The following is a 16,391-nucleotide window of genomic DNA, read 5'->3' on the forward strand; positions in this document are numbered from 1 at the left end:
AGGCCTCAGGCAGGGCCTGCGGAGAACGCTTCCTGGGTGTCCTCGCCGTCGCTCCACCAGACGGCGAGCCGCTGGCGGGTGAGGAGCCAGCCGTCCGGGCCCCGGCGGAACTCCCAGTCGTAGGGGCCGCCCATCGAGTACGGAGTGGAGGCGCCGCCGGGGTGGGTGACCGCGACGAACCACATGTAGCCGATGCCCGTCGCGCGGTCGCCCGCCACCTCGACGTGCATGTTGAGGATGTGGTGCTGCAGGCTCGCGTACGCCGCCTCCGCCTCCTCGACGGCCGCCCGGACCGCCGCCCTCCCCTCCAGGGTTCCCCACGGCCCGAATTCGAGCACCGCGTCCTCGTCCCAGCACTCGATCCAGCTCTGCCAGTCCTTGCGGTCGAGGGCCCGCCAGCCGCGGATCATGAGGGCGCGCAGAGCCTCCCTGTCCTCAAGGGCGCGCAGCCTGCGGGCCAGGTCGTCATGGGCGGCACAGGTGCCGGGCACGCGGCCTCCTCCGGTGGTCACTGGGCGCTCGCGGCGGGTCGTACGACGATCTCGTTGACGTCCACCTCGGGCGGCTGCGCCACGGCATAGGCGATCGCGCCGGCGATGGCGGAGGCCGGCAGCGCCACGGCGCGGTAGGCCTTCATGGCGTCCCTGGCCGCGGGATCGGCGATGCCGTCGGCGAGTTCGGACTCGGTCACGCCGGGCGAGACCAGGGTGACGCGGAGGTCGCCGGCCGACTCCTGGCGCAGCCCCTCGGAGATCGCGCGCACCGCGAACTTGGTGGCGCAGTACACGGCGGCGGTGGGGGAGACCTCGTACGCGCCGACGGACGCGATGTTCACGATGTGGCCGCCGCCCTGGGCGCGCATCGCGGGCAGGGCGGCGGCGATGCCGTGCAGCACCCCGCGCACATTGACGTCGATCATCCGGTCCCACTCGTCGGTCCTGAGCGCGGCCAGCGGCGCGAGCGGCATCACACCGGCGTTGTTGACGAGCACGTCGAGCCGGCCGTAGCGCTCACGGGCGGCGTCGACGAACGCCCGCACATCGCCGGCGTCCGTGACGTCGAGCCGCCGGAACACCGCGGTTCCGCCCGCGGCGCCGATCTCCTCGGCCAGGACGGCGAGCCGGTCGGTGCGCCGCGCCCCGAGCAGCAGCCGGTGGCCGTCGGCGGCGAGCCTGCGGGCGGTCGCCTCCCCGATCCCGCTGCTCGCCCCGGTGACGGCCACGACCTTGGCGGCGTCGCCCGCGCCGCGGGTGGGTGCAGCTGTTCCTGTCATGAGTGGGTCTCCCCCTGGGTGTGGAGTGGCTCTGTCCGCGGCCGAGTCTGGGCGGGCCCCACCGCTGCGACCAGGGCGGACGCAGCCTGGGTGCGCCACACCCAGGCGGCCCGCCGCCCGCGCGGCCTAGCCTGGGCACATGAGCGTTCCCCCCATGACCGACAATCCGTTGGGCGAGTTCCTGCGCGCGCGCAGGTCGGGCGTACGGCCGCAGGACGTCGGCGTGGTGAGCCACGGCGTGCGCCGGGTCGCGGGGCTGCGCCGCGAGGAGGTCGCGGTGCTCGCCGGGGTGAACGTGGACTACTACACCCGCCTGGAACAGGGCCGCGAGCGCCATCCCTCGGCCGCCGTACTCGATGCCGTCGCCGACGCCTTCCGCCTGGACACCGACGCCCGTACGCATCTGCACCGGCTGGCCGGGACCACCTCGGGCCGGCGGGCCGCCTCCACCACGGATCCCGTCGGCCCGGCCCTGCGCCGGCTGATGGACGCGTATCGGGGCGCCCCCGCGTTCGTCATCGACGGGGCCCTCGACATCCTGGCGGGCAACGCCCTCGCCGACGCGCTGCACGCGCCCTTCGCGCCCGCCGACAACCTCGCCCGCATGGCCTTCCTCGACCCGGCGGGCCGGTCGTTCTACACCGACTGGGACCGCACGGCGCAGGCCGTCGTGGGCCATCTGCGGCTGACGGCAGGACTCGACCCGGACAGCCCCCGGCTGCGCGAGGTGGTCGGCGAACTGACCGCGCACAGCGCGGACTTCACCCGCTGGTGGCACGCGCACGAGGTGCGGGGCAAGACCCAGGAAGCCAAGCGGCTGCTCCACCCGGAGGCCGGCCCGCTCACCCTCGCCTACCAGGCCTTCGACGTACGGGACGCGCCCGGCCGACAGCTCATCGTCTACCAGGCCGAACCCGGCAGCCCCAGCGCCGAGGCGCTCGGCCTGCTGGGCTCCCTGCACGCGCCGTCGGCACCCGGGCTCAGAACGGCTTGGTAGGGAGGTACTTGCCGTCCAGGGTGATCACGGCGCGCTCGCCGCCCTCGGGGTCAGCGACCTTCCGCACGTCGAGCCTGAAGTTGATCGCGCTGATGATGCCGTCCCCGAACTGCTCGTGCACCAGCGCCTTCAGGGTGGTGCCGTACACCTGGAGCATCTCGTAGAAGCGGTAGACCGTCGGGTCGGTGGGGATGCCGCCCGGGATCGAGCCGCGGCTCGGGACGGTCGTCAGGAGCAGCGCGGCGTCGTCGTCGAGCCCGAGCAGGGCGGCGACGGCGCGCGCGGAGTCTGCGGGCAGCGCGTGCTGGCCGAGCACGGCAGCCGTGACGAAGGCGACCGAGAGGCCGGCCGCGTCGGCGATCTGCTGCCACGACAGGTCCGCGCGGAGCTTCGCCTCGACGGCGGCGACGGCGAGGTCCTGACGGGCGGTGGTGTCGAACTGGGCCTGGATCACGAGGTAACTCCCGTGGTGTGTTGGGGTGGTGATGCGAGAAGGGCGTGGTCAGACGAGGGCGGCGGGGCGCTCGGCGGCGGTGAGGTGCTCGACCGCGCCGGTGGGGATGGAGTAGACCCAGCCGTGCAGCGTGAGCCGGTCCTCGCTCAGGGCCCGCGCCACCGAGGGGTGCGTCCTGAGGTTGGCGAGCTGGGCCAGGACGTTGCCCCGCACCAGGGCGGCGGTGTCCGTGCCGTCCGCGTGGGCCGGTGCCGCGTCGGCGTGCCGCAGCCAGTCGGCGACGGCGGGCACGGCGCCGAGGTCGTGGTGCTCGGCGAGCGCGGTCATCGCGCCGCAGGAGGAGTGTCCGCACACCACGACGGAGGTGACGCCGAGGACGGCTACGGCGTACTCGATGCCCGCGGCGACACCGTCCGCGCCCGGTGTGTACGCGGGCACCAGGTTCCCCGCCGTGCGGATGACGAACAGGTCGCCCGGCTCGCTCTGGGTGATCAGCTCGGGCACCACGCGGGCGTCCGAGCAGCTGATGAACAGGGTGGCCGGGTGGTGGGCCGTGGCGAGACGGGCGAAGAGGTCCGCCTTCGCGGGCAGGACATCGCGCCGGAATCGGGCGACGCCCTCGGCGAGGTCGTGCATGGTCGCTCCCTTCGGTGGCTGCCGACCGTGGGGGCCGACGAGATCCACCATGCATGAGCTGCACCTATAGCGTCCAAGACGTAGTTTCCATCCCTGCCATTGGTTTCATCTATAGGGGGTCTACAGTGGGTCCCATGGCTCCGGAACTGCGTCATCTGCGCTATCTGCTCGCCGTCGCCGAGCGCGGTGGCTTCACCCGTGCCGCCGAGGAGCTGCGGATCTCCCAGCCCACGCTGTCCCAGCAGGTCAAGCAGTTGGAGCGGGCCGTCGGCGCCCAGCTCCTCGACCGCACCGGGCGCTCGGTGCGGCTCACGGACGCCGGCGAGACCTACGCGCACTACGCGCGGCGCGCCCTGCGGGAGCTGGCCGCCGCCGAGCGCGCGGTCCTGGACGTCGCCGACCTCGCGCGCGGCAGCCTGCGCCTCGCGGTGACCCCGACCTTCACCGCCTACCTGGTCGGGCCGCTCGTCGCCGAGCTGCACACCCGCCACCCCGGCATCACCGTGGACGTACGGGAGTTGGCGCAGGACCGGATCGAGGCGGAGCTGCTCGCCGACCGGCTCGACCTCGGCATCGCCTTCCACGGCCCGCACCTGCCGGGCGTCGCCGCGACCGCCCTCTACACCGAGACCCTCACCCTCGTCACGCGCGCCCCCGCGCCGCACCCCGGCACCCTGACCGCGCGTGACCTTGGGGAGCGCCAACTGGCCCTGCTCAGCGGGGACTTCGCCACCCGGGGGCACATCGACGACTATCTCGCGCGGCACCGCGTCACCCCGCGCATCGCCGTCGAGGCCACCTCGCTCCAGGCCCTCACCGAGATCGTCCGCCGCACCCCGCTGGCCACCGTGCTGCCGGACGCCGTCACGCACGAGCACCCCGGCCTCGCGCCCGTCGCGCTCGATCCGCCGCTGCCCGCCCGCACCGTGGTGCTGCTGCGGCGCGAGAGCGGCTACCGCAGCGCCGCCGCCCGGGAGTTCGCCCGGCTCGCGCAGGAGGCCGTCCGCTCCCGCGGCTACGCCCCGGCCTGAGCCCGGCCCGCGGGGCGCGCCGTCCGGCACCCTGCCCGGCCCCTCGACTGTGCAACTCTTTGCAGAATTCCCTTCCCATTCCCCGGATTCTGCCCAAACCGTTGACTGATTCTTTCCTCCCTCCTACGGTCACCTGCTCAGAAGCCCTTTCAGTCTTGCAGCAAGAACATGCAATCCCCACTGAGAGACCTCCCCGAGCCGCAGGAGGATCCGCCCCCATGCAACCCCCCAGCAGGAACCGCAGAACCGCGTCGGCAGTCGCCCTCGTCACGGCCGCCGCCGCGGCCCTCCTGGTCGCGCCCGGCGCCCCCACCGCCGCCGCGTCCGCCCCCGGTGACCGGGACGTCACCGCCGAACTCTTCGAGTGGCGCTACGACTCGGTCGCCCAGGAATGCACCTCCACCCTGGGCCCGGCCGGGTACGGCTACGTCGAGGTGTCACCCGCCACCGAGCACATCCAGGGCAGCCAGTGGTGGACCTCGTACCAGCCCGTCAGCTACAAGATCGCCGGCCGCCTCGGTGACCGCGCGTCCTTCAAGCACATGGTCGACACCTGCCACGCGGCCGGCGTGAAGGTCGTCGCCGACGCCGTCATCAACCACATGGCCGCCGGCTCCGGCACCGGCACCGGCGGCTCCCCGTACACGAAGTACAACTACCCCGGCCTCTACCAGTCCGCCGACATGGACGACTGCACCAGCCAGATCAACAACTACGCCGACCGCTGGAACGTGCAGCACTGCGAGCTGGTCGGGCTCGCCGACCTCGACACCAACGAGCCGAACGTCCGCACCAGGATCGCCCAGTACCTGGACGACCTGCTCGGCCTCGGCGTCGACGGGCTGCGCATCGACGCCGCCAAGCACATCGCCGCCGAGGACATCGCGGCCATCAAGTCCCAGCTCACCAACCCCGGCGTCTACCTCAAGCAGGAGGTCATCTACGGCGCGGGCGAGGCGGTGCAGCCCTCCGAGTACCTGGGCAACGGCGACGTCCAGGAGTTCCGGTTCGGGCGCGACCTCAAGCGGGTCTTCACCGGCGAGAAGCTCGCCGAGCTGAAGAACTTCGGCGAGGCCTGGGGGTACGTGCCGAGCGCCCAGGCCGGGGTGTTCGTCGACAACTGGGACACCGAGCGCAACGGCTCCACCCTCACCTACAAGGACGGCGCGGACTACACCCTCGCCAACGTCTTCATGCTGGCCTGGCCCTACGGCTCGCCCGACGTCCACTCGGGGTACGAGTTCTCCGACAACGACGCGGGCCCGCCCAACGGCGGTACGGTGAACGCCTGTTACACCGACGGCTGGAAATGTCAGCACCGGTGGCCGCAGATCCAGAGCATGGTCGGCCTCCACAACACCGCGCGCGGCGAGTCCGTCACCAACTGGTGGGACAACGGCGCCAACCAGATCGCGTTCGGTCGCGGCGGCAAGGCGTACGTCGCCATCAACCACGAGGCCTCCGCGCTGACCCGGACCTTCCAGACCGCGCTGCCCGCCGGTGACTACTGCGACGTGCAGAGCGGAAAGGGGGTGACGGTCGACTCCGCCGGCCGGTTCACCGCCACCCTCGCGCCCGACACCGCCCTCGCCCTCCAGGTCAACGCCCGTACCTGCGGCGGCAGTTCAGCCACCGGCGGCAGCGGTGGCGGCAGCACCACCGCTTCCGGCGCCTCGTTCTCCGTCAACGCCACCACCGTCGTCGGCCAGAACATCTACGTCACCGGCGACCAGGGCGCGCTCGGCAGCTGGAACACCGCCGCCGCCCTCAAACTCGACCCCGCGAGCTACCCCGTGTGGAAGCTCGACGTCGCGCTGCCCGCCGGCACGTCGTTCGCGTACAAGTACCTCCGCAAGGACGCGAACGGCCAGGTCACCTGGGAGAGCGGCGCCAACCGCACCGCCACCGTGCCCGCCGACGGCAAGGTCGCGCTGAGCGACACCTGGCGCACCTGACCGGCGCTCCCTTCGAACCGGGCCGCCCCGCGCCCCCGCGCCCCGCCGGGCGCCGGGCGGCCCCCAGCCCCGTATCCGCCCAGCCCAGACCACCCCGACCAACCCCGATCCGGCCCGGCCCGATTCGTTCCGACTCCGCCCCACCTCCCGTGCCGAGAACCCCGTACGACCGAGGAGCACCCGGTGATCCCCCTGCGAAGAACGGCGGTCGCGGTCGCGGCCGCCCTGTGTGCCGCGCTCGTCCCCGCGCTGCCCGCGGCCGCCGCGCCGAAGCCGCCCGCGCCGCCCGGTGACGCGCGGATGGCCGCCGAACCGGCCCGGCACGACGCGACACGGGAGCAGTTCTACTTCGTGCTGCCCGACCGGTTCGCCGACGGCGACAGCGCCAACGACCGGGGCGGGCTGACCGGTTCGCGGCTCGACACCGGGTACGACCCCACCGACAAGGGGTTCTACCAGGGCGGCGACCTCAAGGGGATCACCCGGAAGCTCGACTACATCAAGGGGCTGGGGACCACCGCGATCTGGCTCGCCCCGATCTTCAAGAACAAGCCCGTCCAGGGCACCGGCAAGGACGCCTCCGCCGGCTACCACGGCTACTGGATCACCGACTTCACCCAGGTCGACCCGCACTTCGGCACCAACGCCGACCTCACCCGGCTCATAGCCGGCGCCCACGCCAAGGGCATGAAGGTCTTCTTCGACGTCATCACCAACCACACCGCCGACACCGTCGACTACGCCGAGCAGCAGTACGGCTACCGGCCCAAGGGCGCCTACCCCTACCTCGACACCAGCGGCCGCCCCTTCGACGACCGCGACGGCATGCGGAAGGTCGACGCGAACTCCTTCCCCTACACGCCCGTCGTCAAGGAGAAGAAGGTCCCCACCTGGCTGAACGACCCCACGATGTACCACAACCGTGGCGATTCGACGTTCGCGGGCGAGAGCGGCGAGTACGGCGACTTCTCCGGGCTCGACGACCTGTGGACCGAGCGGCCCGAGGTCGTCTCCGGCATGGAGAAGATCTACGAGAAGTGGGTCCACGACTTCGACGTGGACGGCTTCCGCATCGACACCGTCAAGAACGTCGGCCTGGACTTCTGGACCCAGTGGGCGACCGCGCTGGACGCGTACGCGAAGAAGCAGGGGCGCCCCGACTTCTTCATGTTCGGCGAGACCTACTCCGCCGACCCCGCCGTGACCTCCCCGTACGTCACCCGGGGCCGCCTGGACGCCACGCTCGACTTCCCCTTCCAGGACGCGGCCCGCCAGTACGCCTCCCAGGGCGCGCCCGCCACCAAGCTCGCCGCGCTCTTCGCCGACGACTACCGCTACACCACCGACAAGGCCAACGCCTACGAGCAGGTCACCTTCCTCGGCAACCACGACATGGGCCGCATCGGGAGCTTCCTCAAGCAGGACCACCCGCAGGCGGGCGACGCCGAACTGCTCCAACGCGACCGCCTCGCCGACGAGCTGATGTTCTTCAGCCGCGGCAACCCGGTCGTCTACTACGGCGACGAGCAGGGCTTCACCGGCGCGGGCGGCGACAAGGACGCCCGCCAGACCATGTTCGCCTCGAAGGTCCCCGACTACCTCGACGACGACCAGCTCGGCACCGACCGCACCCACGCGTCGGACGCCTACGACCCCGCCCACCCGCTCTACCGCACCATCGCCGACCTGTCCCGCCTCACCCGGGCCAACCCGGCGCTGCGCGACGGCGTCCAGACCGAGCGCTACGCCAAGGACTCCGTCTACGCCTTCTCGCGCACCGACACCAAGACCCGCACCGAGTACGTCGTGGCCGTGAACAACGCGACGGCGACGAAGAAGGTGAGCGTTCCGGTCGGCGCGGCCCACGCCGGCTATGCGACGCTCTACGGCGGTTCGGGCACCGTACGCAGCGGTTCCGACGCCACCGTCGAGGTGACCGTCCCCGCCCTGTCCTCCCTCGTCCTGAAGGCCGCCGCCCCGCTGCCCGTGCCCGCCGCCAGGCCGTCGGTCACGCTCAGGGCCCCCGCGGCCGGCGCCTCGGGCACCGTCGAGGTGTCCGCCGACGTCAGCGGCGACGCGCTCGACCGGGTCGTCTTCGCCGCGCAGAGCGGCAACGGGGCGTGGCAGACGCTCGGCTCCGCCGACCACGCGCCGTACAAGGTCACCCAGTACCTGGACGTGGCCGCCGGAACTCCCGTGCGCTACAAGGCCGTTGTGGTCGACGGCCGGGGGCGCACCGCGAGTGCGACCGCCGCGACGACGGCGGGCCGGCTGCCCGCGCCCGCCCGGCCGACGGCCGTGGAGCGCGACTACGCGGTCGTGCACTACCAGCGGCCCGGCGGCGACTACGACGGCTGGACGCTGAAGAGCGACGGCCCGAGCGCCCCGTTCACCGGCCGCGACGCCTACGGCGCCTTCGCCTGGCTCAAGGTGCCCGAGGGCGCCTCATCGCTGACGTACACCGTCACCAAGGGCGACAGCGCCGACGGGCCGGCCCGCACCGTCGACCTCGCCGCGACCGGCGAGGTGTGGATCGCGCAGGGCAAGGAAGGCCAGTCCGGGCAGGCGCCCCCCGGCGCCCACCCGCCGCAGGACGCCTCCAAGGCGGTCCTCCACTACTACCGGCCCGACGGCGACTACGACGGCTGGGGCCTGCACACCTGGACCGGCGCCGCCACGCCCACCGACTGGTCCAAGCCGCTGGCCCCGACCGGCCGCGACGCGTACGGCGTGACCTTCGAGGTGCCGCTCGCCCAGGGCGCCACCACCCTCAGCTACATCCTGCACAAGGGCGACCAGAAGGACCTGCCCGACGACCAGTCCCTCGACACCGCCGCCTCCGGCAACGAGGTGTGGCTGCTCGCCGGACAGCCCAAGTACCTGCTTCCGCAAGCCGGTTCGGACGTCTCGCTCGACCTCACCAAGTCCGCCGCCCAGTGGATCGACCGGAACACCGTCGTCTGGAAGGTCAAGGCGACCGCGTCGACCAGCCAGCAGCTGGTGTACGCGCCCGGCGGCGGCATCACCGTCAAGGACGGCGCGCTCTCCGACGAGGGCCGGTGGCTGCGCCTGACGCCGTCCGCGCTCAGCGACGCGCAGAAGGCAAGGTTCCCCCAGCTGAAGGACTATCCGGCCTTCACCGTGGATGCCCGCGACCGCTCCCGCGTCCGCGATTCGCTCACCGGGCAGCTCATCGCCACCCAGCGCGCCGCCGACGGGGCGCTCCTCGCCGCGACCGGCGTACAGACCCAGGGCGTCCTCGACGACGTGTACGGCGCCGCCGCCGTCAAGGCCTCGCTCGGCCCCGTCTTCACCCACGGCCGCCCCACCCTCTCCCTGTGGGCGCCGACCGCGCGGAACGTCACCCTCGAACTCGACGGCCGCACGGTGGCGATGCGCCGCGACGACGCCTCCGGCGTCTGGTCGGCGACCGGGCCCGCCTCCTGGTCGGGCAAGCCCTACCGGTACGCCGTGACGGTGTGGGCGCCCAGCGTCCAGCGCGTCGTCACCAACCTCGTCACCGACCCCTACTCCACCGCCCTCACCACCGACTCCGCGCGCAGCCTCGTCGTGGACCTCGCCGATCCGGACCTCGCCCCCAAGGGATGGTCCACGCTGAAGAAGCCGGCCGCGGTGCCGCTGCGCGACGCCCAGATCCAGGAACTCCAGATCCGCGACTTCTCCATCGCGGACCCCACCTCGCACCACCCCGGCCAGTACCTGGCCTTCACCGACACCGGCTCCGACGGCATGAAACACCTGGCCCGGCTCGCGGGGGCCGGCACGTCCTACGTCCATCTGCTGCCCGCCTTCGACATCGCCGGCATCCCCGAGAAGAAGTCCGAACAGGCAGTCCCCGCCTGCGACTTGAAGGTGTACGCGCCCGACTCGGCGGAGCAGCAGGCCTGCGTGGCGAAGGCCGCCGCGAAGGACGCGTACAACTGGGGCTACGATCCGCTGCACTACACCGTCCCCGAGGGCTCCTACGCCAGTGACCCCGACGGCACGCGCCGCACCGTGGAGTTCCGGCAGATGGTGCAGGGGCTCAACGGGGCGGGCCTGCGGACCGTGATGGACGTCGTCTACAACCACACCGCGGCGAGCGGGCAGGCCGACAACTCCGTCCTCGACAAGATCGTGCCCGGCTACTACCAGCGGCTGCTCGACGACGGCAGCGTCGCCACCTCGACCTGCTGCGCCAACACCGCGCCGGAGAACGCCATGATGGGCAAGCTCGTCGTGGACTCGGTGGTGACCTGGGCCAAGCAGTACAAGGTCGACGGCTTCCGCTTCGACCTCATGGGCCACCACCCCAAGGCCAACATCCTCGCCGTGCGCAAGGCCCTGGACGCGCTGACCCCCGCCAAGGACGGCGTCGACGGCAAGAAGATCATCCTGTACGGGGAGGGCTGGAACTTCGGCGAGGTCGCCGACGACGCCCGCTTCGTCCAGGCCACCCAGAAGAACATGGCCGGCACCGGCATCGCCACCTTCTCCGACCGGGCCCGCGACGCGGTCCGCGGCGGGGGCCCCTTCGACACCGACCCGGGCGTCCAGGGCTTCGCCTCCGGCCTCTACACCGACCCCAACTCCTCGACCGCCAACGGCACCCCGGCCGAGCAGAAGGCCCGCCTCCTGCACTACCAGGACCTGCTCAAGGTGGGGCTGAGCGGCAACCTCGCCGCGTACACCTTCACCGACAGCTCCGGCCGCACCGTCAAGGGCTCCGACGTCGACTACAACGGCGCTCCCGCCGGCTACGCGGCGGCCCCCGGCGACGCGCTCGCCTACACCGACGCCCACGACAACGAGTCGCTCTACGACGCGCTGGCGTACAAGCTCCCCGCCGGCACCTCGGCCGGTGACCGCGCCCGCATGCAGGTCCTGGCGCTCGCCACGGCCACGCTCTCGCAGGGCCCCGCCCTGTCCCAGGCGGGCAGCGACCTGCTGCGCTCCAAGTCGCTCGACCGCAACTCCTTCGACAGCGGCGACTGGTTCAACGCCCTGCACTGGGACTGCCGGGCCGGCAACGGCTTCGGCCGCGGGCTGCCCATGGCCGCCGACAACCAGTCCAAGTGGCCCTACGCCAAGCCCCTGCTGGCCAATCCGGCGCTCACTCCGGGCTGCGCCCAGATCGACGGGACGTCGGCCGCCTACCAGGACCTCCTCGCGATCCGCCACTCGGAGAGCGCCTTCGGGCTCGCCACGGCGGGCCAGGTCCAGTCCGCCCTGTCGTTCCCCCTGTCGGGCTCCGGCGAGACCCCGGGCGTGATCACCATGCGGCTCGGCCCGCTGGTCGTCGTCCTCAACGCGACGCCCCAGCGGCAGACGCAGCAGGTCCGCGCCGTCGCGGGCACCGCCTACGCCCTGCATCCGCGCCAGGCCACGGGGTCCGACCCGGTGGTCAGGACGGCCACATACGATCAGGGCTCCGGGAGCTTCACAGTCCCGGCCCGCACCGTAGCGGTCTTCAAGCAACGCTGAACCGATCATTCCAGGTCGCTCGACGAGTGATTTCGGTTGTTCCCCGCCTCGGGTTCCGTCAAAGGCCGCACCGTGGTTCAGACTGTGCCCGTGGTGGGGAATCTTCCTGCGGAGAGCACGAGTTTCATCGGGCGGTCGGGCGAACTGGCCACCCTGGACGGCCTCCTCGAACGGCATCGGCTGGTCACCGTCACGGGACCCGGCGGCGTCGGCAAGTCCCGGGTCGCGCTGCGGGCCGCCCGGCGGACCCAGGACCGCTATCCCGACGGCGTCTGGTGGGTGGAGCTGTCCCCGCTGCGGGACCGCGACTTACTCGCCGCCACCGTCGCCGACGCCTTCGACGTCACCGACCAGAGCCTGCGCACCGCCTGCGAGGCGCTCTGCGGGCGGCTCGCCGACAAACACTCCCTCCTGGTGCTCGACACCTGCGAGCACCTGATCAGCGCCTGCGGTCACCTCATCGGCGAACTGCTCCAGGCCTCACCCGGGCTCACCGTCCTCGCCACCAGCCGCCAGCCGCTCGGCCGGCCGCAGGAGCGCGTCTTCCCCCTGGAGCCGCTGCCCGTCGCGGGCGAGGCGCTGAGCCTGTTCAAGGAACGTGCCGTCGAGGCCGCGCCCCACCTCAGCTTCGACGATCCCGCCAGGGCCGCCGCTGCCACCGACGTCTGTCAGCGCCTCGACGGCATCCCGCTCGCCCTCGAACTCGCCTGCGCCCGGCTGAAGCTGTGGTCGGTCGAGCAGCTGGCCGCCCGACTCGGCTCCCGCTTCGAGGTGCTCACTGGCACCGGCACCCGTAACGGCGTCGCCGCGCTCCCGCGCCACCAGGCCATGCGCACCGCCATCGGCTGGAGCCACGAGCTGTGCGAGCCCCTGGAGCGGCTCCTGTGGGCCCGGCTCTCCGTCTTCGCCGGCGGCTTCGACCTCGCCGCCGCCCAGGCCATCGGAGCCGGCGGCCCGCTGCCCGCCCGCTCCGTCGAGCAGGTCCTCGCCGGGCTCGTCGACAAGTCGGTGGTCCGCACCCGTCTCGAACCCTCGGGCCGGCTCGGCCACCGCATGCTGGACACCATCCGCGAGTACGGGCTGCGCTGGCTCGACGAACTCGGCGAGACCCACGAGGTGGCCGACCGGCACGCCCGCCGCTTCCGCCACATCGCCCACGAGGCGGAGGCCGCCTGGATGGGCCCCGGCCAGCTCGACTGGTACGCACGTCTGGAAGCCGAACACGCCGACCTGCGCACCGCGCTCGAACACCTCCTGGCCACCGACCCCGAGGCCGCCCTCGACATGGCGGGCTCCCTCTGGTTCGTCTGGTTCGGCTGTGGCCGCCAGCGCGAGGGCCGGGCCTATCTGCAGCGCGCCCTCGACGGCTGCCCCGGGCCCGGACCGCACCGCGCGGCCGCCGTCTGGGCGCTCGGCATGTGCGCCTTCCTCCAAGGCGACTTCGTGATGGCGCACCGGCTCGGCGAGGAGAGCTCCCGCGCCGCCCGCGACCCCGAACAGCGGCTGCGCGCCGCCTACTTGTACGGCGGCAGCGTCCTGATGCCCGGCGACCCCGAGCGCGCCCTCGCCATCCTGGACGACGCCCTCGCCCAGGACACCGGCTTCTCGCCGGGCCGCGCCCTGTGCGCGCTCGCCCGGATCTACGCCCTCAACAACCTGGCCCGCTACGACGAGGCGTCCGCCGAGGCCGTCCGGCTGCGCGACGAGTGCGCCGCGCGCGGCGAACGCTGGATGCGGGCGTACGCCGACTACATGCTGGCGGCCGGCGCCCTCGCCGTCGGCCGGCCGGCCGAGGCCGCCGCCCACGCCCGCGCCATGCTCGCCGGCAAACGGCTCCTGCACGACAGCTTCGGCATCGCGATGGGCCTCGACATGCTGGCCTGCGCGGTCGCCTCGCAGGGCGACGGCGAGGACGGGGCGCTGCTCCTCGGCGTCGGCCAGGAATGCTGGCGCACGGTCGGCAAGGCCCAGATGGGCGCCCCCGAACTGACCGCCGTCCGCGAGGAGTGCGAGCGCCGGGCACGGGCGGCGCTCGGCGACGGCGCGTACGACTCGGCCTTCGGCCGCGGGGTGGCCGCCGGCCTGGACGACGGCCTGGTGCTGGCGCTCAAGGGGCGCCACGGAAAGGGGAGTTGAGGGAAGCCGGCGGGGTGCGGGCCGCGGGCGCCCCGGATCAGCGCGCGGGGAGCGCCCGCTCCATCAGGGTGACCGCGTAGGGGCTGCCCCCGCCGTCCGTCTTCGCCTTGAGCTCGCCGACGACCGCGTACCCCAGGCCCTCGTAGTAGCGGAGCAGGACCGGGTTGTCCGAGCGGCAGTCGAGACGGCACAGGGCCAGGCCCGCCCCGGCGATCCGTCCCTCGGCGTGGGCGAGCAGCGCCCGCCCGGTGCCGCGCGGCGCGGTCGCCCGGTCCACCATCAGCCGGTGGACGTAACCGGCGACCGGCGGCCGTGCTCCCCAGGCCTGCTCGTCCCGCCACCACAGTTCGTACGCGCCGACGACGACGGCCCCGATGCGGGCGAGCCACACCTCGCCCTCCTCCATCCGCAGCCGGAAGTGGGCGGCGTCCTTGCCGCCCGGCTGCCACTGGTCGATGCCGTGCTCCCGCATCCAGCGGGCGGCGCCGTCGTACAGGGCGGTCAGTGCGGCCAGGTCGCGTTCGCCGGCGCGGTCCAGTGCGAGGCCGTCTGCGAGATCGCGTGCGAGGTCGTGCGTCATGCGCCGATCATGCCGCAGGGGTCAGCCGACGCGCGGCGCGGGCAGCTGGGGGACCAGTGCGGTCAGGCGGTCCACCAGCTCGCCGAACGGGCCGTCCGCCGGCTCGTTCGCCAGCATGCGCAGCATGATCCCCGCCATCTCCGCGTCGTACGCCGCGCTCACCGCCGCCAGCGCAGCGAAGTCGTGCACCAGCTGCAACTCCAGCTCACCGCGGGCGATCCGCCGCCCGTCCAGCCAGATCAGCGCCGTCGACTCGGCGAGCGACACCCAGGAGCGGACGACCAACTCCAACCGTGCGGGCGGTTGTTGGACGTCCAGGTGCGACAGGATCTGGAGGTAGGCGGCGTTGCGCACCTCGTCGATCATGGCGTTCGCCGTGGACGAGCCGACGGCGGGGCCGCCGCGCATCAGCGCCGAGAAGCCGGGCCCGTGGTCGTCGACGAAGTCGAAGAACCGGCCCATGACGCGCAGCAGCCGGGCGCCGAGCGGGCCCTCGTGCGGCTCCATGAAGCGGGCCGCCAGCTCGTCCGCGGCCCGGCGCAGCGCCGCCTCGTACAGGCTCTGCTTGCCGGGGAAGTAGTGGTACACCAGCGGCCGTGAGATCCCCGCGGCCGCCGCTATCTCGTCGACGGACACGTCGTCGGGCGAGCGGTGGCTGAACAGATCGAGGGCGACCCCGATCAACTGCTGCCTGCGCTCGTCGACGCCCATCCTGCGCCGTACCCCGGTCGTCATGCGAACAGAGTACCTATAGACGGTGTATCCCGAGGTCGAGGTGGCTAGAGGTCGAGCACCAGCTTCGGGCCGAGACACCTCGATACACAGATCAGCATCGAGTCGTCGCGCTCCGCGTCCGTGAGCAGCTCGTCCCGGTGGTCGATCTCGCCCTCCAGGACCCGCTGTTGGCAGGTTCCGCAGAAGCCCTGCTCGCAGGAGTAGGAGACGCCGGGCACCTCGGCGCGCAGCACCGAGAGCAGCGACCGCTCCGCGGGAACGGCGAGGGTACGCCCGGAACGGCGCAGCTCGACCTCGAACCCGGAGCCCGCCGTGGCCGCGCCGGGCGCGAACCGCTCCAGGTGCGGGGGCCGCCCCGGGCCGAGCGCGGCGGTGACCGCGTCCATCAGGGGATCGGGGCCGCAGCAGTAAACGGCTGCGGAAGCGGGGGAGTTGGCGAGGAACGCGGCGAGGTCCGGAAGGCCGTGCTCGTCCTCGGGGACGACGGTGGCCTTCGCGCCGAACCCCGCGAGCTCGTCGAGGAACGGCATGGTGGCCCGCGAACGCCCCCCGTACAGCAGCCGCCAGTCGGCGCCCGCCGCCTCGGCCGCCCTGATCATGGGGAGGATCGGGGTGATCCCGATGCCGCCCGCGACGAACACGTACGGCCCGTCCGCCACCAGCGGGAAGCGGTTGCGGGGGCCGCGCACGGCGAGTTCGACCGCCTCCTGGAGCTGCTCGTGCACCTCGCGCGAGCCGCCCCTGCCGTCCTCGATGAGGCGGGTGGCGACGGTGTACGACGTGCGGTCGGCCGGGTCCCCGCAGAGCGAGTACTGGCGCACCAGGCCCGAGGGCAGCACCAGGTCGAGATGGGCGCCGGGCCCCCAGGCGGGCAGTTCGGCCCCGTCGAGCGCTTCGAGGCGCAGCGCCACGACGCCTTCGGCGGGCTCGGTCCGCTCGGTGACGGTCAGCTTCAGGACGACGGTGGAGCGACGGCTGCCGCGTCCCGATACGGGCTCTTCGAGGGCGGGCATCGGCCACAGCGGGGAGGTCGCGATGCGGCGGCGCAGGGCGCGCCGCGCGAGCAGCGCGGTCCCTGCGGCCAGGGCGAGGGCGGTGGCACGGCGCATG

General features: G+C 72.8%; 12 protein-coding genes. 5 read left to right on the forward strand and 7 right to left on the reverse strand.

What is annotated here, in order from left to right; translation table 11 throughout:
• Window positions 1–5: 5 nt before the first annotated feature.
• Window positions 6–491, reverse strand: a complete 486-nt coding sequence (locus OOJ98_RS05945) for a nuclear transport factor 2 family protein (protein WP_267053551.1) — start codon at window positions 489–491, stop codon at window positions 6–8.
• Window positions 492–508: 17 nt separating this feature from the next.
• The gene (locus tag OOJ98_RS05950; RefSeq protein ID WP_267053552.1) at window positions 509–1,273 is read right to left on the reverse strand and encodes an SDR family oxidoreductase; all 765 of its coding nucleotides are present in this window, start codon (window positions 1,271–1,273) and stop codon (window positions 509–511) included.
• Between the two features lie 154 nt (window positions 1,274–1,427).
• Here OOJ98_RS05950 and OOJ98_RS05955 point away from each other — a divergent pair, with 154 nt between their 5' ends.
• Window positions 1,428–2,270, forward strand: a complete 843-nt coding sequence (locus OOJ98_RS05955; RefSeq protein WP_267055536.1) for a helix-turn-helix transcriptional regulator — start codon at window positions 1,428–1,430, stop codon at window positions 2,268–2,270.
• Here OOJ98_RS05955 and cynS read toward each other — a convergent pair.
• The gene (gene cynS / locus OOJ98_RS05960; protein ID WP_267053553.1) at window positions 2,254–2,724 is read right to left on the reverse strand and encodes a cyanase; all 471 of its coding nucleotides are present in this window, start codon (window positions 2,722–2,724) and stop codon (window positions 2,254–2,256) included. The two genes, OOJ98_RS05955 and cynS, sit on opposite strands and share 17 nt — an antisense overlap.
• 48 nt (window positions 2,725–2,772) lie before the next feature.
• Window positions 2,773–3,360: a carbonic anhydrase gene (locus OOJ98_RS05965; RefSeq protein WP_267053554.1), complete on the reverse strand. Its 588-nt coding sequence runs from the start codon at window positions 3,358–3,360 to the stop codon at window positions 2,773–2,775.
• A gap of 134 nt (window positions 3,361–3,494) precedes the next feature.
• Here OOJ98_RS05965 and cynR point away from each other — a divergent pair, with 134 nt between their 5' ends.
• From cynR to OOJ98_RS05985, 4 genes are all read left to right on the forward strand, one after another.
• Complete coding sequence (gene cynR / locus OOJ98_RS05970; protein ID WP_267053555.1) at window positions 3,495–4,391, forward strand: transcriptional regulator CynR; 897 nt, start codon at window positions 3,495–3,497, stop codon at window positions 4,389–4,391.
• Between the two features lie 218 nt (window positions 4,392–4,609).
• Window positions 4,610–6,346: a carbohydrate-binding module family 20 domain-containing protein gene (locus tag OOJ98_RS05975; RefSeq protein WP_267053556.1), complete on the forward strand. Its 1,737-nt coding sequence runs from the start codon at window positions 4,610–4,612 to the stop codon at window positions 6,344–6,346.
• Window positions 6,347–6,529: 183 nt separating this feature from the next.
• Window positions 6,530–11,830, forward strand: coding sequence for a pullulanase-type alpha-1,6-glucosidase (gene pulA / locus OOJ98_RS05980; RefSeq protein WP_267053557.1), 5,301 nt, complete (start codon window positions 6,530–6,532; stop codon window positions 11,828–11,830).
• A gap of 93 nt (window positions 11,831–11,923) precedes the next feature.
• Window positions 11,924–13,966, forward strand: coding sequence for an NB-ARC domain-containing protein (locus tag OOJ98_RS05985; protein WP_323177881.1), 2,043 nt, complete (start codon window positions 11,924–11,926; stop codon window positions 13,964–13,966).
• A 37-nt stretch (window positions 13,967–14,003) separates the two neighbouring features.
• On the opposite strand, the gene OOJ98_RS05990 is transcribed toward OOJ98_RS05985, so the two are convergent.
• Genes OOJ98_RS05990 through OOJ98_RS06000 form a run of 3 tightly spaced genes read right to left on the reverse strand, consistent with a single transcriptional unit; the run spans window position 14,004 to window position 16,390 of the window.
• Window positions 14,004–14,546: a GNAT family N-acetyltransferase gene (locus OOJ98_RS05990; protein WP_267053559.1), complete on the reverse strand. Its 543-nt coding sequence runs from the start codon at window positions 14,544–14,546 to the stop codon at window positions 14,004–14,006.
• 21 nt (window positions 14,547–14,567) lie between these two features.
• Window positions 14,568–15,281, reverse strand: coding sequence for a TetR/AcrR family transcriptional regulator (locus OOJ98_RS05995; protein WP_267053560.1), 714 nt, complete (start codon window positions 15,279–15,281; stop codon window positions 14,568–14,570).
• Window positions 15,282–15,325: 44 nt separating this feature from the next.
• Window positions 15,326–16,390 (reverse strand): PDR/VanB family oxidoreductase, encoded by a 1,065-nt coding sequence (locus OOJ98_RS06000; protein WP_267053561.1) that lies wholly within the window; start codon window positions 16,388–16,390, stop codon window positions 15,326–15,328.
• Between the last annotated feature and the right edge of the window lies 1 nt (window position 16,391).

This window comes from Streptomyces sp. NBC_00083 (assembly GCF_026343295.1).
Taxonomy (GTDB): domain Bacteria; phylum Actinomycetota; class Actinomycetes; order Streptomycetales; family Streptomycetaceae; genus Streptomyces.